This window comes from Streptomyces sp. NPDC127177, assembly GCF_042672475.1.
Classification (GTDB): Bacteria; Actinomycetota; Actinomycetes; order Streptomycetales; family Streptomycetaceae; genus Streptomyces.
Genome location: NZ_JBHXUW010000018.1, coordinates 42,397 through 60,870, shown reverse-complemented (window position 1 = coordinate 60,870; position 18,474 = coordinate 42,397). Strand labels below are relative to the sequence as shown.

Below are 18,474 nucleotides of genomic sequence, written 5' to 3'. Positions count from 1 at the left end.
GGCGCGGGAGCGGGCAGGTCAGCGCCGGTGCTCGTCCAGGAATCCGAGGAGCACCGTGTTCAGCTCCTCGGCGTGCGTCCAGCCGATGTTGTGCGGGCCGCCCGCGATCTCCACGAGGCGGCTGTCGCGGATGAGGTCGGGCAGCCTGCGGCCGGTGGAGTCGATGGGCAGGATGCGGTCCTCGTCGCCCTGCACGATCAGCGTCGGGACGTCGTTCTTCGGCAGATCGTCGCGGAAGTCCGTCAGCCACGTCGGTACGCACGCGAGCGTGGCATGGGCCGCCGCGCCCGCCGCGACCGTCCACTGGGCGCGCAGCGCCTGTTCGCTGATCCTGGTGGAACCCAGCACATCGGTGTTGTTGAACGCGTCGAGGAATTCGGTCAGATAGGCGGGCCGGTCCGCCACGATGGCACTCATGATCCCGTCGAAGACACCCTGGTCGACGCCTTCGGGGTTGTCGTCCGTCTTCAGCAGGAACGGTGGCACGGGCGCCACCAGCGCCGCCAGGGAGACGCGCCGCGAGCCGTGGTTGCCGAGGTACCGGGTGACCTCACCGGTCCCCATGGAGAATCCGACCAGTACCGCGTCCTGGAGGTCGAGCGTCTCGACGACGGTGTTCAGGTCCGCGGCGAAGGTGTCGTAGTCGTAACCGCTGATGGGCCGGTCGGACCGGCCGAAGCCGCGCCGGTCGTACGTGATGACGCGGTACCCGGCCCCGAGGAGGACGGGCAGCTGCTTCTCCCACGAGGCGCCGTTCAGCGGGAATCCGTGGATGAGGACGACGGGCCTGCCCTCGCCGTGGTCCTCGTAGTACAGCTCGATGTCGGCGGAGTTCTCCCGGCCGACGGTGATGTACGGCATGTGGTTCTCCCGTGTTCCTGTGGCGCCGCGACCGACGGCCGCGGCGGTGACGCTCCGGTACGGGCGACGGCCGAGGGCTGTCCCGTAGTCCCTGGCGTCGTGCGCCCGCCAGGGACTACGGGACGGCCCTCAGGGCCGGCCGTCCGCGATCACGTGCATGGCCGCTTCCTCGGCGGACGCCGCCGCCCCGTCGACCCCGACGTCCTCGCCGGCCATGGTGTCCGGCTCGTCGAGGTCCAGCTCCCGGGTGAGCCGCCCGGCGCGCGCGGTCCCGACCTCCGTGTCCCACGGCTCGCCGTCCCCGTCCGCCACGTCGCCCACGTCGTCGCCGGGCGGATCGGTGGGCTCGGGCAGCTCCCGGGCCAGCCGGCCGTCCAGCGTCTCCCCGCTGACCTGCTCGGACGCTGTGGTGCCCCGGTCCTCCACGGCCCATGGCCGCTCGGGCGGCGAGTACCCCTCGTCCAGGACGTCGGTGAGGTCCCTGTCCCGGGCTTCGAGCGTGTCCTGCGTGTCCAGCTGCTCGACGGGGTCGGAGGCCTCCGGCTGCTGGGGCTGATAGACGTCGTCGCCCCGGTCGGCATCTTCCATGACGCTTTCCCTTCACACTGTCGGGGATCCCGGCCATGCCTGCCGTACGACGCGGGGACAAGGGGGCATACCGGCCCGAATGCCTTGGGACATCCCGTACCACCCCTTAAGGATAGGCAGCCGTGGCCCGCCCCCGCAGCGTGCGCCGGGTGCGGGGGCGGGGACGGCCGGTGTGCGCGACCATGGAGGGCGAAGGCCGGACCGCACGGCCCCCGCCGGGGAGCCCGTCGTGGCGGTCGGCCAGGAGAGGCCGTCTGGAGAACTCGTCATGGATTACCCCGAGCGCTATCAGCTGGTGTTTCAGACGTCCGCCGTGGAGGACGACGCGGTGATCGTCCGGCGGACGGCACAGTCCGGGGCGGGGGGATATCCGGTCTACGAGGACGAGACCGGGATCGTCCGCGCCGAGATCAGTGAACGCCAAGAGGTGCGCATGCTCGCCAGCGGCGGGCACCAGCACCTCGGGAGCCCGATGGTGGTGCGCGAACCGGCCGCCTGAGGCGTGCCGCGGCACGCCCTGCCTCCCGGGAGGTACGCCCCGGGAGGATATGCGCATGACCGAACCGCTTCCGCTCGCCGGTATCACCGTCGTCAGCCTGGAACAGGCCGTCGCGGCCCCCTTCGCCACCCGTCAGCTGGCCGACCTCGGCGCCCGCGTCATCAAGGTCGAGCGCCCGGGCGGCGGTGACTTCGCCCGCCGCTACGACACCACCGTGCACGGCCAGGCCAGCTATTTCGTCTGGCTCAACCGCTCCAAGGAGTCCCTCACGCTGGACCTCAAGGCCCCGGAGGGCCGCGAGATCCTCGACGAACTCATCGCCGGGGCCGATGTGTTCGTGCAGAACCTCGCCCCGGGCGCGGCGGACCGGATGGGCCTGGGCGCCGCCGCCCTCCAGGCCCGTCACCCCTCCCTCATCACCTGCACGGTCAGCGGCTACGGCACGAGCGGCTCGTGGTCCTCGCGCAAGGCGTACGACCTGCTGATCCAGTGCCAGACCGGGCTGCTCTCCATCACCGGCTCGCCCGACGAGCCCGCGCGCTCGGGCATCTCCGTCGCCGACATCGCCGGCGGGATGTACGCCTACAGCGGCATCCTGTCCGCCCTGTTCGCCCGGGCCACCACCGGCCGTGCCCGGACCGTCGAGGTCTCCCTCTTCGACGCGCTCGCCGAGTGGATGAGCCAGCCCGCGTACTACACGCGCTACGGCGGCACACAGCCGCCGCGGATCGGCGCACAGCACGCCACGATCGCCCCGTACGGCCCGTTCACGGCCGCCGACGGCAAGGACGTGATGCTGTCCATCCAGAACGAACGCGAGTGGGCGGCGCTGTGCGCCACCGTGCTCGGGCGGCCCGGACTCGTCGACGACCCCCGGTTCGCCACCGGCCCGGACCGGGTCGGCCACCGCGAGGAGCTCAACGCGATCGTCGCCGCACGGTTCGCGGGGCTCACCGCCGCGGACGCCATGGACCTCCTGGACCGGGCGGGCATCGCCAACGCCGGGGTGAACTCGGTCGAGGAGTTCATCGGCCATCCGGCACTCAGCGAGCGCGACCGCTGGCGCGAGATCTCCGTACCCGGCACCCACGTTCCCGTACAGGCGCTCCTGCCGCCGGTGGACCTCGGCGGGGTCGGCCCGCGCATGGGCCCGGTCCCGGCGGCGGGCATGCACACCGCGCAGATCCTCGCCGGCCTCGGCCGCAGCCGCTCGGACATCGAGCGCCTCCGCACCCTGGGCGTCGTGGACACCGCGGACCCGTATCACGTGCCCATGTCCGCTGACATCGTGCCGACGCAGGACAATCCGGCCTGAGGCGTCAAACACTTGGTCGAAATTTTGCCCCTGGTGGGCTGGATGCGGGAGACACCAGGCACACTCAAGCTGTAGGAATCTCGCCACGAAGAGGATCACGCATGATCACGTTGAACAAGGAAGACGGCCCGGCGGATCTGGACGGGGTGACCCACCTGTCCATCGGGGTGTCCTGGGACCCCACTGTCGGCAGCAGTGGCGGGCTGATGGGGAAGCTGCGTCAGAAGAAGGGCACCGACCTCGACCTGATCGCCATCGCGATGCAGGGCGGGGACCCGGTCCGGCTGGCCGGCCTCGACTCCCTGGACCCGCTGGGCAACGGCTCGCTGGTGCACAGCGGTGACAACCAGACCGGTAAGGGCGACGGTGACGACGAGACGGTGACCGTCGACTTCGCCCGGGTGCCGCAGAACATCACGTCCATCGTCTTCATCGCCGCCGCGTACAAGAAGGGCAGCTCCTTCCAGAACGCGCGCAACATCAGCTTCAAGGTGTACGACGCGACGGGCGGCAGCAGCCAGCAGGTCGCCGACATCTGGCCGAGCCTGCTCAGCAACGACAACGGCTGCGCCGTGGCCAAGGCGATGCGGGTCGGCGGGAGCTGGAAGCTTCAGGTGATCAACGAGACGGGGAAGATCAAGCAGGGCACCGAGCAGGCCCTGATGCGGTTCGCCGTGAGCAAGTAACCGGCGGACGGCCGCCAGGGGGAGTGTTCCCGCAACGACCGGCCCCGGCCCGCACACGCGGTGGTTCAGTCCACGCGGCGTGTGCGGGCCGGGGCCGTCGCGTTCCCGGATGCCAGCGGTGACCGCGCCAGTTCGACACAGCCCGCGGTGATCAGGCCCAGGGCCAGCAGTTCGGGGAGCAGCCACCAGCCGGTGCGCAGGTGCTCGCCGAACAGCGTCACCCCGTACAGGACGCTGATCAGGGCGTCACCCAGGGTCAGACATGGCTGGACCGCGACCAGGGTCCCGGCCTGGAGGGCGTTCTGGAGGAGGAACAGCGCGCCGACGCCCGCCGCCGCCGTGGCGTAGAGCTGCCAGGACTCGAGGAGCACCACCACCCCGTCGCCGTCGCTCAGCCGTGCCATGGCGTCCTTCATCAGGGCGGCGGTGAGCGCGTATCCGCAAGCCGCGGCCAGACCGAGCAGCGCGGCCCGGGGATTGCCGCGGGTGGCCCGCGCCCCGGCGATCAGGGCCGCCTCGAAGAGACCGGTCAGGATCAGCGCCGGAACCCAGGCGGCCCCGCGCACCGTGTCACTGCCGCCGCCCGGCGCGGCCGAGGCCATCCCGAGGGCCAGACCGGCCGTCACCGCCGCCGCCCCCAGCCAGACGTTGCGCGGCAGCCGCACCCGCATCACGTATCCCGCCACCAGCAGCGTCGCCGGCAGCTCGATGACGAAGATCGGCTGGACCACCGCGATCGGCCCGGTGGCCAGCGCGATGGCCTGGCAGACGGCCGCGACGATCACCAGGCCGATGCCCGCGAGCCACACCTTCTGGCGCAGCAGATGGCCGATCAGCGACGCCCGCATCGCGACCCTGTCGGGGACGTTGAGGGCGGCGCGGCGCTGGAAAACGGATGCGGATCCGTTGCTGACCGCGGTCAGGACGGCGAAGAGGACGCTGATCACCGGTCCATGATGCGGGCGGACGACGCCAGGAACCGGGTCCGGCCGTACGGCGGCATGGCGGCGCGCCGAGGCCCCGACAGCTTCCGCGATCAGGACAGGACCCGACCTGATGGCCGCGTAGCGTGCCGCCCATGGCCGTGAAGAAGAAGACCTCCGCCGTCGCCGCCCCCGCGGTGCTCTCGCCCCGGGCCCTGGGACGCGCGACCCTGGAACGCCAACTGCTGCTCCGCCGCGCGTCGATGCCGGCCAAGGACGCGATCGGACACCTCCTCGGCCTCCAGGCGCAGAACACCAAGCCGCCGTACTACCAGCTCCTGGCCCGGCTGGAGGGCTTCGACCCGGCCGAGCTCGCCGCACTGATGGAGTCGCGCGAGGCCGTCCGCATCGTCACCCTGCGCTCCACCATCCACACCCACACCGCCGACGACGCACTGACCCTGCGTCCCCTCGTCCAGGAGGCCCGGGACCGTGAGCTCGGGATCTTCCGGAAGCGGCTCGTCGGCGTGGACCTGGACCGGCTCCGGGACATCAGCAGGGTGTACGTCGAACAGACGCCCCGCACCCCGAAGGAGATCCGCGAGAGGCTGCTCGCCGAGTGGCCCGACGCCGACCCGCAGGCCCTGAGCACCGCCGCCCGCTGTGTGCTGCCGCTGGTCCAGGTGACCCCGCGCGGAGTGTGGGGGAAGAGCGCCCAGGTCGCCCTGACCACCGCCGAGCGGTGGCTCGACCGGCCCGCCGAGCCGGTGCCCGCACCCGACGCCACCGTGCTGCGCTACCTCGGCGCCTTCGGCCCCGCGTCGGTGCGGGACATGCAGGCATGGGCCGGGCTGACCCGGCTGCGGGAGGTCTTCGACCGGCTCCGCCCGGGGCTCGTCACCTTCCGGGACGAGAACGGCGTCGAGCTCTTCGATCTGCCCGACGCCCCGCGCCCCGACGAGGACACCCCAGCCCCGCCGCGCTTCCTGCCCGAGTTCGACAACGTACTGCTCGGCCACGCGGACCGTACCCGCGTCATCCCTCCGGAGTTCAAGGGGCGCAACGGGGTGGGCAACCAGAACTACGGGAGCCTGCTGTTCGACGGGTTCTTCGCGGCGATCTGGCGACTGGACGCAGGCCGTGGCGGTGCGCCGACGACCGTCACCGTGCAGGAGATGCGGCCGCTCGGCGCGGCCGGGCGCGAGGCCGTCACGGAAGAGGCCGTGGCGCTGCTCGCGGTGATGACGGAGGCGGCCACGGACGGCAGCGGATACGACGTCAGGTTCGACTCGTTCATCGATTTCGACGGGTGAGCGGAGGCCGGGGGCCACCTGGTGTTCACCTTCGGGTCACCAGGAATTCTCCGGCAATCAACTCGGATTTCTCACCGCTTCCTCATGAGCCCTTGGTTACGTGTCTCCGGCCGGCCGGTCCGGCACATACGACGAAGGAGGGGGCATGGTGTCGCGACCCGACATGGCTGCGTCCCGCGCGTCCGGGGACGACGAGGCCCCGGTCCAGGAGGACGGTCGGCCGCTGCATGTCGCCAGCAGGCTGCACTCGTTCAACCGGTTCGAGCTGAAGTACCTCGTGCCCGTGGACCGCGCCGCCGAGATCCGTGAGGAGCTCGGCGAGCGGATGGACCAGGACCTGAACAGTCCGGTGGGCGGATACGGGGTCTGGAGCCTGTACTACGACAGCCCCGAGCTGCGGTTCTACTGGGAGAAGATCGAGGGCCTGAAGTTCCGGCGCAAGCTGCGGATCCGGCACTACGGCGATCTCGACGGGGTCACCGATGAGTCGCCGGTGTGCGTCGAGATCAAGCAGCGGGTGAACCGGGTGACGCAGAAGCGGCGGATCACGCTTCCGTACGCCACCGCCAAACGGCTGTGCGACGGACGGGAGATGGTCGAGCACTCGCCCGGCGAGCGCGCTTTCGTCCACGAGGTCCTGGACCTCGTCATCCGGCTGAACCTACGCCCCACCGCGATCACCGGATACCAGCGCGAGGCGCTGGTCGGCCGAGCGTCGGACACCGGACTCCGCGTCACCTTCGACCGGCGGATCCGGGGCCGGGACCGTGACTTCCACTTCGGTACCGCCACGCCGGAGAACCGCTTCACCATCCCGCCCCACATGACGGTGATGGAGATCAAGGTCAACGAGCGCACACCGCACTGGATCACCGACCTGGCCGCGCGCCGGAACCTGAACCTGGTGCGGATCAGCAAGTACGTGCAGTCCATCGAGGCGTTCGGCCTGGCACCCAGGTCCGTCTTCCACGTCGACGAGGCGGACCGCCCGCCGGCCACCCCCCACACCGGACCGCCGTTCGGGCAGCCGGAGGCGCAGTACGCGCCGGTGAAAGCAGGAGCACAGTGAACTTCGATCTGCAGGAACTCAGCGGGACGTTCAGCGTCACGGACGTGGTCGTCGCCATGGCGCTGTCGTTCGTCCTGAGCACGGTGATCGGTTACACCTACCGGTACACGCACCGCAACGTCTCCTACAGCCAGTCCTACGTCCAGACGCTGGTCATCGTCGGCATGATCGTCGCGTTGATCATGCTGGTGGTCGGTTCGAACCTGGCACGGGCGTTCTCCCTGGTCGGCGCGTTGTCCGTGGTCCGGTTCAGGAACGCGGTGAAGGAGACGAGGGACGTCGGCTTCATCTTCCTCGCGATGGCGATAGGAATGGCCTGCGGCGCCCGCTTCTACACCCTGGCCGCCGTCGGCGCCGTGGTGATCTGCGTCGTGATCCTCGTGATGTTCAAGTTCAACTGGTTCGCGCTGAACGTCCAGCGGCAGGTCGTCAAGGTCCAGGTCCCCGCGGGTGAGGACTACACCCCCGGCATCCGTGACGTGCTGATCAAGTACACCAGCGAGTTCGAGCTGGTGAGTACGGAGACGATCCGCGGCGGAGCCCTGAACGAGGTGTTCTACACCGTGCGGATGAAGAAGGGCACCGAACCCGGCGACCTCGTCACCGCCCTCCAGGAGCGCACGTCCGGGCAGCGGGTGACGGTGCTGACCGGTTACGACACGACCGACCTGTGATGAGCGGCGGCAAGACGCCGGTGCGCGGGCCGCGGCTGAGGGACCGCGTCCCGGTGCGGCTGCGGCACCACTGGAAACCGGCCGGAGCGCTGTGCCTGGGACTGGCCCTGCTCGTCTACGCCTTCGGGGACGCCCGCATCTCGCCGTACGTCACCTCCTCGTCCCGGGTGGAGGCCGACACGATCACCGAGAATGTGCGGGGCACCGTCGGCCTGTACGACACCACGGTCAAGCACTCCATCCAACTCCAGTACAACCAGACCGACTTCAAGAAGATGATGAAGGAGTTCAAGGACGACGGGACGAAGGACCCCATCGAGGCAGACCTCACCATCGACGGCGTCTTCCTCAAGGACGTGGGGATCCGGCTGAAGGGCAACTCCACCCTGTCGTCGCTGAGCGGCAGGCGAGGCGGAGCCGGTGGCGGCCGGATGGCGGGCGGAGCGGGACAGGACGCCCCGCGACAGCCGGGAGGCCAGGCCGGGAACGGCGCCGGTCCCGACGGTGCAGGCACCGCGGGTGCCGCCGGCGGTGCCGGTGACGAGGCCACGGACGGCGCGGGTGCCGCTGACAAGGCCGCGGGCGGCGCGGGCGGCGGCGGGGGAGGGATGACGCAGTACAACCTCTCCGCCGACAGACCGGAGGAGCTCCCCCTGCTCATCAAGATCGACGAATACGTCGAGGGCCGCGCCTACCAGGGCGAGCGGGAGATCTCGCTGCGCCCGGGAGCCGACGCGCAGGTGCCGCTGAACGAGGCCCTGGCACTGTCGATGACGGCCGAGAGCGGGGCCACGGCCGAGCGGTACGGCTTCACCACCGTCGCCGTCAACAACGGTCCTGCGGTCACCAGGCTCATGGTCGAGAACCCCGACACCGAGTACGCCGAGGCCGTCGAGGGCAACGGGATCCTGTACAAGGCCAGGGCGGGCGGCTCCTTCGCCTACCGGGGCGACGACCCCTCCGACTACGAGTCGTCCTTCCGACAGCTCAACAAGGTCGGCAGCCAGGACCTCGAACCCGTCATGAAGCTCATCAAGTGGGTGGACAAGGCCTCGGACAAGGAGTTCGCGGCCGACCTCGGCAAGCACGTCGACATCGAGTCCTTCGCGGAGTACGTCGCCGCGCAGAACCTGCTGATGAACTTCGACGACATGGCGGGCCCCGGCAAGAACTACCTGCTCCGGTACGACCTGGACACGAAGAGGTTCTCCGTTCTCGGATGGGACTACAACCTGACCTTCAGCGGGGACACCGCGGCCGGACCGGACGACTCGATGTCCATGGGCGGCGGCCGTCCCGGAGGCGCGGCCGCCGGCGCCCAGGACGATGACGAGACGGCCGGGGGCGGAGCCGCACAGGGCCAGGGCGATACGCCCGCTGCTCCCGCAGGGGCACCCCAGGGCGCGCAGGGCGGCGCCGGCGAGGGCGGACCGCAGGGCGGCTTCCCCGGCGGCGCCGCGGGCGAAGGCCCGGACGGGGACGCCGAGGGCGGTGACAAGGCCAGGGGCGGCGGCATGAGCGGCCACGAGCTGAAGGACCGCTTCCTGGAGCTCGACGCCCTGGATCCCGTGTACAAGAAGGCGTACAGGAAGCTGTACAAGGAGCTCTTCGCCTCCGGCGCGGCGCTCAAGGCGCTGGATGACATCTCCGGCCAGGCCGGGCGGGCCGGTGTCGACGCGGCGGAGCTGAAGAAGGCCGTGGCCGCGCTGCGCACGACCGTCACCGCGCGCACCGGGGCACTGGCGAAGAACACGGAGGTATCCGGCTGACGACCGGCGCCCCTGACCGGATCGGGTGATCCGGCCAGGGGCGCCGGTCGTCAGCCCGATCCGGACGAAAGGCACCAGCCGTGACCGCGTCATCAGCCCGGCACAGCGTTCTGGTCGTCGAGGACGACCCGAGCATCCGCACCCTGCTCACCTCCGCCCTGCACGCCGCCGGCTACTCCGTCGCGTCGGCGGGAACCGGACAGGACGCCCTGTCCGCAACGGACCGCGGCGGCCCGGATCTGATCGTGCTGGACGTGATGCTCCCCGACACCGACGGGTTCACGGTGACGCGTGAACTGCGCGCCCGGGGCGTCTACACCCCGGTCCTCTTCCTCACCGCACGCACCGACGTCGAGGACCGCATCATCGGCCTCAGCTCGGGCGGTGACGACTACGTCACCAAGCCGTTCCACGTCCAGGAGGTCCTGCTGCGGGTGCGCGCCATCCTCCGCCGCAGCGCAGGGCCGCGCACCGCACCACCCGCAGAGCCCTCGCCGCTGCGCTACGCCGACGTCGTCCTCGACGAGGAAGCGCACGAGGTACACCGCGCCGGGCAGCGGGTGCCGCTGTCCCCGACGGAGTTCCGGCTGCTCGCATGCCTCCTGTCCCAGTCGGAGAAGGTGCTGGAGAAGCAGCAGATCCTGCAACGGGTGTGGCACCACGACTTCGCCGGCGACACCCGAATCGTCGACACGTACATCAAGAACCTGCGCCGCAAGATCGACCGCTGCGGACCACAGCTCATCCACACCGAACGAGGCGTCGGCTACTGCCTGCGGCTGCCGCGGGAGGAAACGGTGTGAGAGGGGTCCCGAAGCGGCTGCGGCCCCGCTCGCTGCGCACCCGGCTGGTCCTGATCGCCACGGTCCTGGCCACCGGGGCGGTTCTGGTCTGCCAGGCCACCGGGCTGACGCTCATGCACGCCTGGCTCATGGGGCAGGTCGACGACCGGCTCACCGACTTCCGGCCGCCCCCGCCCGCCTACCGGGACATCGCCGACGGCACCGCACCCGATCACCGGGCCGCCCACGAGGCCCTGCCCTCCGACTTCCGCGTCTACTTCTACGACGCCCACGGCCGGCTGCTGCCCGACTCGCTCGGCAGCGGCCGGGGCGAGCCGCGGCTGTCCCGCACCCTCTCCCGGGGCGACCCCACCGACGGATCGCCCCGCACCGTCGCCTCCGTGGACGGCGGAGGCAGCTGGCGTGTGGTCGCCGACTCCGGGCCCGACGGAATGCGGGCCGTCGTCGCCCTGCCCCTGGACTCGGTCCAGGAGGCGACCTCCCGGCTGCTCTGGTTCAGCCTGGCCATCGGCGCGGTCACGGCGACGGCGGTCATGGTGCTGGGCGGCGTCGCCGTACGCCTCGGTCTGAGACCGCTGACCCGCGTCGAGCACACCGCCCGGCGCATCACCGGCGGGGCGCTCGAAGAGAACGTCGCCGAGACCAGCCAGGACACCGAGGTCGGCCGCCTCGGCATCGCCTTCAACACCATGCTGGACCAGCTGCGTGCCGCCCTGCACCGCAAGGACAGGACCGAGCGGCGGCTGCGGCGCTTCATGGCGGACGCCGGACACGAACTGCGCACCCCCCTGACCTCCCTGCAGGGTTTCGCCGAACTCCTCCTGCAAGACCCGGACATGTCCCCGCGCCGCAGCCGTGAGGCCCATGAACTCATCGCGCAGAACGCCGACCGCATGAGCCGCCTCGTCGACAGCCTCTTCCTGCTGGCCAAGCTCGGCGACGTACCGACCGCGGAACGGGAGCCCGTCGATCTGCTCTCGCTGGCGGCCGACGCCATCGCCGCCTCCGCCGTGCGCCACCCGGCGCGCCGCGTCGCCCTCGCCCCGCTCCGGCCGGCCGGTGCCGGCGGTCCGGACGAGCTCGACGTCGTGGAGGGCTCCGGCGACCCCCACCAGCTGGCCCAGGTGGTGTCCAACCTGCTGGACAACGCATGCACGCACACCCCGCCGGGCACCGGCATCCAGGTGCGCGTCGGAAGCCTGCGGGCCGGCCCGCGCGCCGGAGGCGCCGACCGGCCCGGCCGCACCAGCGCCAATCCGGCCCTGCCGTGCGGCGCCCTCGCCCATGTCATCGAGATCGCCGACGACGGCCCCGGACTGCCCTCACGGGACGCGGGGCAGGTCTTCGACCGGTTCTACCGGGCCCCCACGGCCTCCGGCGCCCCGCGTGACAGCGGCTCGGGCCTCGGCCTGGCCATAGCCTCCACGATCGCCGAAAGCCACGGAGGGCGACTGGAACTCGACACCGCGCCCGGCGAAGGGTGCACCTTCCGGCTGCTCCTCCTGGACGGCCTCGCCCGGGACAGCACGGACACCGGCTCCGTCCACCGGCCCCTCGTGGGCCCGGCTCCCTGATCCAGCCGGTCCGCCGAGCGCCGTGCGGCAGGAGCCCTGGCCGCTGAGTCGCGGCGGGGGGCCCACGACAGGAAGCCCTGCCCGGCCGGGTCGCGACGAGACCCCTACGGCAGGAAACCCTGCCCGCCGAGCCTCGGTGAGGTCCTTACGGCAGGAGCCCCGCTCGCCGGGCCTGAGCTCTATGGCAGGAGCCCGGCCCGCCGGGCCCGTGACGAGAGCTCTATGGCAGGAGACCCGCCCGCTGAACCTCGGTGAGGCCCCTACGGCAGGAGCCCGGCCCGCCGGGCCGCGACGACCGCCTCCAGCCGGGTGTGCGCGCCCAGCTTGCGCATCGCCGAGCGCAGATAGCCCTTCACCGTCTCCGGGCGCAGCCCGAGCCGGTCCGCCGCCACCGCGTTCGTCGCGCCCGCCGCGACGCAGGCCAGGACATCGACCTCGCGCGGCGCCAGCAGCACCTCCCGGGACCTCGGCGTCCGGGCACCGGCCGCCGATGCCAGCCGCCCGCACACCGCCATCAGCTCGTCGCGCAGCGCCGGATCGATGACCCTCGGCGCCAGGGCCCGCAGCTCCCGGTGCGCCTCCCTGACGTCCTCCCAGGCCTCCGGGACGGCCCGCGGATCGGTCACCTCCTCCCGGGTCACGGCGAGCAGTTGCTGCACCTCGTCCCGGACGACCAGCGCCTGTTCCACGTCGCGGGCGGCCGACGCCGCCGCGTCGAACGTGCGGTCCCCGAGCGTGAGCGGTTCACGCAGCGCCCCGTACAGCACGCCGCGCACCTTGCGCCGGACCACCACGGGCACCGCGACGACCGAGCGCAGGCCCTCGGCGGCCACGGCCGTGTCGTACTCGTGGCTGATGTGGCGCGAGGAGTGGTAGTCGGTCACCGCGCAGGGCCGGGACAGAGCGATCGCCTTGCCGCCCAGACCGCTGCCCGCCGAGATCACGAGCCCGCGCAGCGCCGCGGTGTGCGCCCCGTTCAGCTCCGCGATCCTGGCGTGGCGGGTGTCCGACAGCAGCCCGCCGAACGCCACGGGCAGCCCGCTCGTCCGGCGCAGCCGCAACAGCGCGGCCTGCATCTCGACCGCATCGACGGATTCCGGCACGATGACGCCTCCCTGCCCGGCCCCAGACGCTCCACTGCCTGCGCGGCACCCCCGTTCGGGGGTGGTGAGACCCGGGTCACTGTTTACATCATGTTAGAACCCCAGAGGCCGGTCCGGTCCGCAACGAGGAGGGCACATGTCGGCAACCAGTGCGACGGAGACGTTCCGGGCCGCCCGGGACTTTCTGCTGAAGCACCGCGAGGACTACACAGCGGCCTACGAGGGCTTCCGCTGGCCCCGGAACGCCCACTTCAACTGGGCCCTGGACTGGTTCGACGTCATCGCCGAGAACAACGACCGCACCGCCCTGCACATCGTGGAGGAGGACGGCCGCCGCACCGAGATGTCCTTCGCCAGGATGTCCGCCCGCTCCAACCAGGCCGCGAACTGGCTGCGCGCCCAGGGCGTACGGGAGGGTGACCGCATCCTCGTCATGCTCGGCAACCAGGCCGAGCTGTGGGAGACCGCCCTCGCCGCGATGAAGCTGCGCGCCGTCGTCATCCCCGCGACCCCGCTGCTCGGCCCGGCCGACCTGCGCGACCGGGTGGAGCGCGGCCGGGTCCGGCACGTCCTGGTCCGTGACGTGGACACCGCCAAGTTCGACGAGGTGCCCGGCCGCTACACCCGGATCGGCGTCGGCGAGGAGAGGGAGGGCTGGCTCTCCTACACCGGGGCGGACGAGCAGCCGGAGACCTTCACGGCGGACCGGGAGACCGACGCCGACGAACCGCTGATGCTCTACTTCACCTCGGGTACGACCGCCAGCCCCAAACTCGTCGAGCACACCCATGTCTCCTACCCCGTGGGCCACCTGTCGACGATGTACTGGATCGGCCTGAAGCCCGGCGACGTGCACCTGAACATCTCGTCGCCCGGCTGGGCCAAGCACGCCTGGTCCAATCTCTTCGCGCCGTGGAGCGCAGAGGCGACCGTCTTCATCTTCAACTACACCCGGTTCGACGCGGCCCGTCTGATGGCCGAGATGGACCGCTCCGCGATCACCAGCTTCTGCGCCCCGCCCACCGTCTGGCGGATGCTCATCCAGGCCGACCTCTCCCAGCTGAAGACCCCGCCGCGTGAGGTCGTCGCGGCCGGCGAACCGCTCAACCCGGAGGTCATCGAAACGGTCCGCCGCGCGTGGGGCGTCACCATCCGGGACGGCTTCGGCCAGACGGAGACCGCCGTCCAGGTCGCCAACACCCCCGGCCAGTTGCTGAAGGCCGGCTCGATGGGGCGCCCGAGCCCCGGCTTCGACGTGGTGCTCCTGGACCCGGTCAGCGGTGAGCCCGGCGCCGTCGAGGGCGAGATCTCCCTCGACCTGTCCGCGCACCCGGTCGGCCTGATGACCGGCTACCACGGCGACCCGGACCGTACCGCCGAGGCCATGGCGGGGGGCTACTACCGCACGGGCGACATCGGCTCCCGCGACGAGGACGGCTACATCACCTACGTCGGCCGCGCGGACGACGTCTTCAAGGCTTCCGACTACAAGATCTCGCCGTTCGAGCTGGAGAGCGCCCTGCTGGAGCACGAGGCCGTCGCCGAGGCCGCCGTCGTACCGGCGCCCGACCCGGTACGGCTCGCCGTCCCGAAGGCGTACGTCGTGCTCGCCGAGGGCTGGGAACCGGGACCCGACACGGCCAAGGTGCTCTTCGAGCACTCCCGGGCCGTCCTCGCCCCGTACAAGCGGATCCGGCGGCTGGAGTTCGCCGAACTGCCCAAGACCGTCTCCGGCAAGATCCGCCGGATCGAGCTGCGTGAGGCCACGGCCCGGGGCACCGGCGCCGAGTACGCCGAGGGGGACCTGACATGAGCGAGCCGTCCTACGCCCACGGCACCGGCTCCACCGCCCTGCTGGGCGACACCATCGGACGCAATCTCGACCGGGCGATCGACGCCTTCGGCGAGCGCGAGGCCCTGGTGGACGTGGCCTCCGGGCGACGCTGGACGTACGCGGAATTCGGCACGGCCGTCGAGGAGCTGGCCCGCGCCCTGATGGCGTCCGGGGTGGCCAAGGGGGACCGGGTCGGCATCTGGGCGCTCAACTGCCCGGAATGGGTGCTCGTCCAGTACGCCACCGCCCGCATCGGCGCCGTCATGGTCAACATCAACCCCGCGTACCGGGCGCACGAGCTGGAGTACGTGCTGAAGCAGTCCGGGATCTCGCTCCTGATCGCCACGCTCTCGCACCGCACCAGCGACTACCGTGCCCTGGTCGACGAGGTCCGGGCCAACTGCCCCGCGCTGCGAGCCGTGCACTACATCGGCGCCCCCAGCTGGGACGAACTGCTGGCGGCCCGCGGCGCGGTGACCGCAGAACAACTCGCTGCCCGCGAGGCGGAGTTGTCCTGTGACGACCCGATCAACATCCAGTACACCTCGGGCACCACGGGCTTCCCCAAGGGGGCCACGCTCTCCCACCACAACATCCTCAACAACGGTTATTTCGTGGGGGAGATGGTCGCCTACACCGAAGCGGACCGGGTCTGTCTGCCGGTTCCCTTCTACCACTGCTTCGGCATGGTCATGGGCAACCTCGGCATCACCTCGCACGGAGCCTGCATCGTGATCCCGGCGCCGTCCTTCGAGCCCGCCGCCGTACTGGCGGCCGTCCAGCAGGAGCGCTGCACCTCGCTGTACGGCGTCCCCACCATGTTCATCGCCGAGCTCAACCTCCCCGGCTTCGCCTCGTACGACCTCTCCACGCTGCGCACCGGCATCATGGCCGGATCGCCCTGCCCGGTCGAGGTGATGAAGCGGGTGGTCGCCGAGATGCACATGGACGAGGTGTCCATCTGCTACGGGATGACGGAGACCTCCCCGGTCTCCCTGCAGACCCGCCGGGAGGACGACCTGGAGCGCCGCACCGGCACCGTCGGCCGTGTGATGCCGCACATCGAGGTCAAGATCATCGACCCGGTGACGGGACTGACCCTGGAGCGCGGCGCCTCGGGCGAACTCTGCACCCGTGGTTACAGCGTGATGCTCGGCTACTGGGAGCAGCCCGAGCGGACCGCCGAAGTGATAGACGCGGGACGCTGGATGCACACAGGCGACCTCGCGGTGATGCGGGAGGACGGCTATGTGCAGATCGTCGGCCGGATCAAGGACATGATCATCCGCGGTGGTGAGAACGTCTATCCGCGCGAGATCGAGGAGTTCCTCTACAGCCACCCCAAGATCGCGGACGTGCAGGTCGTCGGGGTGCCTGACGAGCGGTACGGCGAGGAGATCCTGGCCTGCGTCATTCCCGGGGACCCGGCGGACCCGCCGACCCTGGAGGAGGTGACGGAGTTCTGCCGGGGGCGGCTCGCGCACTACAAGGTGCCGCGCCTGCTGGAGATCCTCGGAACCTTCCCGATGACGGTCAGCGGAAAGGTCCGGAAGATCGAACTGCGGGAGAACTACGGCCGGTAGGGCCGGGGTGCCGTCAGGCGGCTTCGATGATGTCGCCCGTGGCGGCGGACTGTGTGGCGGCGGCCCACTCGATCAGGAGCACCTCGTACGCGGCCGACTCCACGGAGGACCAGTCCTGCCCGGCACGGGCGTCGACGAGCGCGCGGATCGCCTCGTTCGCCTCGAAAGCGGCGGGGTGGGACGGCTGGGCGAGGTACGCGGGCTGCGGGGCGTGCGCCGGCGCATCGGGTGGAGAATGCCGTGGAGTTAAGACCATGCGACCCACTGTAAGGCCCGCCACCGACAACGGACCGAACATCTGTGGCCCCTGGCTCGAACGTGACCGATAGCACTCACTGTGGCCGGTTGATTTCTGTGAGGTGCGGCACTTCGCGGCGCATGCAGACCCGCGGCCACCGGTCCAGTCCGTGCTCCGCCTCCTCCGCCCGGATCTTGCGCAGCCCGTCGGTGAGTTCGGCCCCCGTCAGCACGCGGAAGCCGAGCCGGGCGTAGTACGGCGCGTTCCACGGGACGTGGGAGAACGTGGTGAGGGTGAGCGCGGCCAGGCCCTCGGCCGCGGCCCAGCGGTCCGTACGGTCGATGAGGGCGCTGCCCAGTCCGCGCCGGGCGGCCGCCGGGTGGACCGAGACCTGCTCGATATGGGCGGCGCCGTCGACCGGATCCGCGAGGAGATAGCCCAGCGGCCGGTCGTCGGCGCCGACCGTCACCCAGGCGCGGCCGGCCCGCCGGTACTCGTCCAGAACGTCCAGGGGCGGCGGCGCGTCGTCGGCCACGCCGGACATGCCGACGGCGCGGAAGGGTTCTCCAGCGGCACGCTCGATGTCCTGGAGCAGCGGGAGATCGGGGCGTCGGGCAGGGCGGATGCGCATCCCCCCAGTGTGACTCCTCCCCGCCCCGGACGGCGCTCAGGCGCCCGTGCTGACGAGTTCGTCCGCCGGGCTGTTCACCGGCTGCGGGGTCCCGGTGAGGTCCATGACGAAGAGCGGGATGGTCAGCCCGTCCGCGCGCTCCCTGGCGTCCGGCGCGTAGCCGGCGAGCGAGAAGAACACCGCGGAGACCGAGGTGCTCAGCGCGTTGAGCCACAGGCATTCGACATCGCGCAGCGCGGTCGTCCTGGTGGTGGAGTCGACCTGGGCGATCAGCCCCGCCGCCCGCAGGTCGATCCGGGACGAGGGGCGCTCTGCGGGCTGGACGACCTCGCGGTAGCCGAGCCACTTGAGGTACAGCGCGGCGGCGCCGACCGCGTCGCGCGCGGTACGGATCGTCAGCGGCCGGAACGCCGGTCTGGGCGCCGATGCCGTACGTGGTAACGGGATGTGGGACGGCCGCACCGGCGGGTCCGCCCGATGGGGGCCGCCGTCCGGCGCGCGGCCCAGGGACGCCACCGGGCGGACCGGGATCCGCAGCACCGCACCGCACGGGCAGCACAGCTCGGGCTGCGGCCACTGGTCGTGCCGACCGCAGGAGCGGCAGCGCACCGTCACCCAGTCCTCGTTCCAGGTGCGGTGGGTGATCGTCGTGACCGGAGCGCCGCGCAGCAGGGGTGGGGCGATCGGGGCGCCGCACGGGCACGGATAGGCGGGCGTGACGTACATGTGGTCGTGGCGGCAGACCGGGCAGCGTAACGGCACCGACTCCACCCTGGCCTCCCTCCGCCGCGCGGACGCGGGAGGCCCGGAATCCGGCCGGCTCCGCTCCGTACCCCCATGCTCCACCAAGAGCGAGGTCCCGGGGAGCCACTTGGGCCACTTCGCGGGATCGCCCCGCCGGATCGCCCCGCCGGATCGCTCCGCACCGGCGGCGCCGGGCCCCGTCGCTCAGACCCCCTCTCTTGACGGCTGTCCGGCCGCACTTTAGATTTGCTTCCGTATAGCAGAATC

Annotated in this window: 18 protein-coding genes; 11 read left to right on the top strand and 7 right to left on the bottom strand. The window is 71.2% G+C overall.

Annotated elements, in window-relative coordinates:
- Positions 1–18 precede the first annotated feature (18 nt).
- Both ACFVJX_RS13885 and ACFVJX_RS13880 read right to left on the bottom strand, forming a co-directional pair.
- The gene (locus tag ACFVJX_RS13885; protein ID WP_384130225.1) at positions 19–861 is read right to left on the bottom strand and encodes an alpha/beta fold hydrolase; all 843 of its coding nucleotides are present in this window, start codon (positions 859–861) and stop codon (positions 19–21) included.
- A 129-nt stretch (positions 862–990) separates the two neighbouring features.
- Positions 991–1,449, bottom strand: a complete 459-nt coding sequence (locus ACFVJX_RS13880; RefSeq protein ID WP_384130223.1) for a DUF5709 domain-containing protein — start codon at positions 1,447–1,449, stop codon at positions 991–993.
- A 268-nt stretch (positions 1,450–1,717) separates the two neighbouring features.
- Between ACFVJX_RS13880 and ACFVJX_RS13875 the strand changes: the two genes are divergently transcribed.
- The 3 genes from ACFVJX_RS13875 (at position 1,718) to ACFVJX_RS13865 (ending at position 3,949) form a co-directional block, all read left to right on the top strand.
- Positions 1,718–1,948: a DUF6296 family protein gene (locus ACFVJX_RS13875; protein WP_384130220.1), complete on the top strand. Its 231-nt coding sequence runs from the start codon at positions 1,718–1,720 to the stop codon at positions 1,946–1,948.
- Positions 1,949–2,003: 55 nt separating this feature from the next.
- Positions 2,004–3,263 carry a CaiB/BaiF CoA transferase family protein gene (locus ACFVJX_RS13870; protein WP_384130217.1) on the top strand — a complete coding sequence of 420 codons (1,260 nt, stop codon included), beginning with the start codon at positions 2,004–2,006 and terminating at the stop codon, positions 3,261–3,263.
- A gap of 101 nt (positions 3,264–3,364) precedes the next feature.
- On the top strand, positions 3,365–3,949 hold the full coding sequence (locus ACFVJX_RS13865) for a TerD family protein (RefSeq protein WP_384130214.1): 585 nt from the start codon (positions 3,365–3,367) through the stop codon (positions 3,947–3,949).
- 65 nt (positions 3,950–4,014) lie between these two features.
- Here the strand turns inward: ACFVJX_RS13865 and ACFVJX_RS13860 are convergent, their stop codons facing one another.
- Entirely contained in the window at positions 4,015–4,896 is an 882-nt protein-coding gene (locus ACFVJX_RS13860; protein WP_384130211.1) for a DMT family transporter, read from the bottom strand.
- Positions 4,897–5,027: 131 nt separating this feature from the next.
- Between ACFVJX_RS13860 and ACFVJX_RS13855 the strand changes: the two genes are divergently transcribed.
- The 6 genes from ACFVJX_RS13855 to ACFVJX_RS13830 all read left to right on the top strand — a co-directional run bounded on the left by ACFVJX_RS13855 (position 5,028) and on the right by ACFVJX_RS13830 (position 12,074).
- Complete coding sequence (locus tag ACFVJX_RS13855; protein WP_384130209.1) at positions 5,028–6,185, top strand: winged helix DNA-binding domain-containing protein; 1,158 nt, start codon at positions 5,028–5,030, stop codon at positions 6,183–6,185.
- 163 nt (positions 6,186–6,348) lie between these two features.
- Positions 6,349–7,254, top strand: a complete 906-nt coding sequence (locus tag ACFVJX_RS13850) for a polyphosphate polymerase domain-containing protein (RefSeq protein WP_384130361.1) — start codon at positions 6,349–6,351, stop codon at positions 7,252–7,254.
- Positions 7,251–7,928 carry a DUF4956 domain-containing protein gene (locus ACFVJX_RS13845; RefSeq protein ID WP_384130206.1) on the top strand — a complete coding sequence of 226 codons (678 nt, stop codon included), beginning with the start codon at positions 7,251–7,253 and terminating at the stop codon, positions 7,926–7,928. The genes ACFVJX_RS13850 and ACFVJX_RS13845 overlap by 4 nt, the downstream gene beginning before the upstream one ends.
- Entirely contained in the window at positions 7,928–9,697 is a 1,770-nt protein-coding gene (locus ACFVJX_RS13840; RefSeq protein ID WP_384130203.1) for a CotH kinase family protein, read from the top strand. The genes ACFVJX_RS13845 and ACFVJX_RS13840 overlap by 1 nt, the downstream gene beginning before the upstream one ends.
- An 80-nt stretch (positions 9,698–9,777) precedes the next feature.
- The gene (locus ACFVJX_RS13835) at positions 9,778–10,500 is read left to right on the top strand and encodes a response regulator transcription factor (protein WP_384133037.1); all 723 of its coding nucleotides are present in this window, start codon (positions 9,778–9,780) and stop codon (positions 10,498–10,500) included.
- Positions 10,497–12,074, top strand: a complete 1,578-nt coding sequence (locus ACFVJX_RS13830; protein ID WP_384133034.1) for a sensor histidine kinase — start codon at positions 10,497–10,499, stop codon at positions 12,072–12,074. Before ACFVJX_RS13835 ends, ACFVJX_RS13830 begins: the two co-directional genes overlap by 4 nt.
- Before the next feature lie 260 nt (positions 12,075–12,334).
- Here ACFVJX_RS13830 and ACFVJX_RS13825 read toward each other — a convergent pair whose 3' ends face one another.
- The gene (locus tag ACFVJX_RS13825; RefSeq protein ID WP_384133031.1) at positions 12,335–13,177 is read right to left on the bottom strand and encodes a response regulator transcription factor; all 843 of its coding nucleotides are present in this window, start codon (positions 13,175–13,177) and stop codon (positions 12,335–12,337) included.
- A 136-nt stretch (positions 13,178–13,313) separates the two neighbouring features.
- Between ACFVJX_RS13825 and ACFVJX_RS13820 the strand changes: the two genes are divergently transcribed.
- Both ACFVJX_RS13820 and ACFVJX_RS13815 read left to right on the top strand, forming a co-directional pair.
- Positions 13,314–14,990: an AMP-binding protein gene (locus ACFVJX_RS13820; protein WP_384133028.1), complete on the top strand. Its 1,677-nt coding sequence runs from the start codon at positions 13,314–13,316 to the stop codon at positions 14,988–14,990.
- Positions 14,987–16,594 (top strand): AMP-binding protein, encoded by a 1,608-nt coding sequence (locus tag ACFVJX_RS13815; RefSeq protein ID WP_384133025.1) that lies wholly within the window; start codon positions 14,987–14,989, stop codon positions 16,592–16,594. Before ACFVJX_RS13820 ends, ACFVJX_RS13815 begins: the two co-directional genes overlap by 4 nt.
- A gap of 13 nt (positions 16,595–16,607) precedes the next feature.
- On the opposite strand, the gene ACFVJX_RS13810 is transcribed toward ACFVJX_RS13815, so the two are convergent.
- The 3 genes from ACFVJX_RS13810 to ACFVJX_RS13800 all read right to left on the bottom strand — a co-directional run bounded on the left by ACFVJX_RS13810 (position 16,608) and on the right by ACFVJX_RS13800 (position 18,234).
- Positions 16,608–16,850, bottom strand: coding sequence for a hypothetical protein (locus tag ACFVJX_RS13810; protein ID WP_384133022.1), 243 nt, complete (start codon positions 16,848–16,850; stop codon positions 16,608–16,610).
- A 76-nt stretch (positions 16,851–16,926) separates the two neighbouring features.
- Positions 16,927–17,463: a GNAT family N-acetyltransferase gene (locus tag ACFVJX_RS13805; protein WP_384133019.1), complete on the bottom strand. Its 537-nt coding sequence runs from the start codon at positions 17,461–17,463 to the stop codon at positions 16,927–16,929.
- Positions 17,464–17,499: 36 nt separating this feature from the next.
- Entirely contained in the window at positions 17,500–18,234 is a 735-nt protein-coding gene (locus tag ACFVJX_RS13800; RefSeq protein ID WP_384133016.1) for a hypothetical protein, read from the bottom strand.
- Between the last annotated feature and the right edge of the window lie 240 nt (positions 18,235–18,474).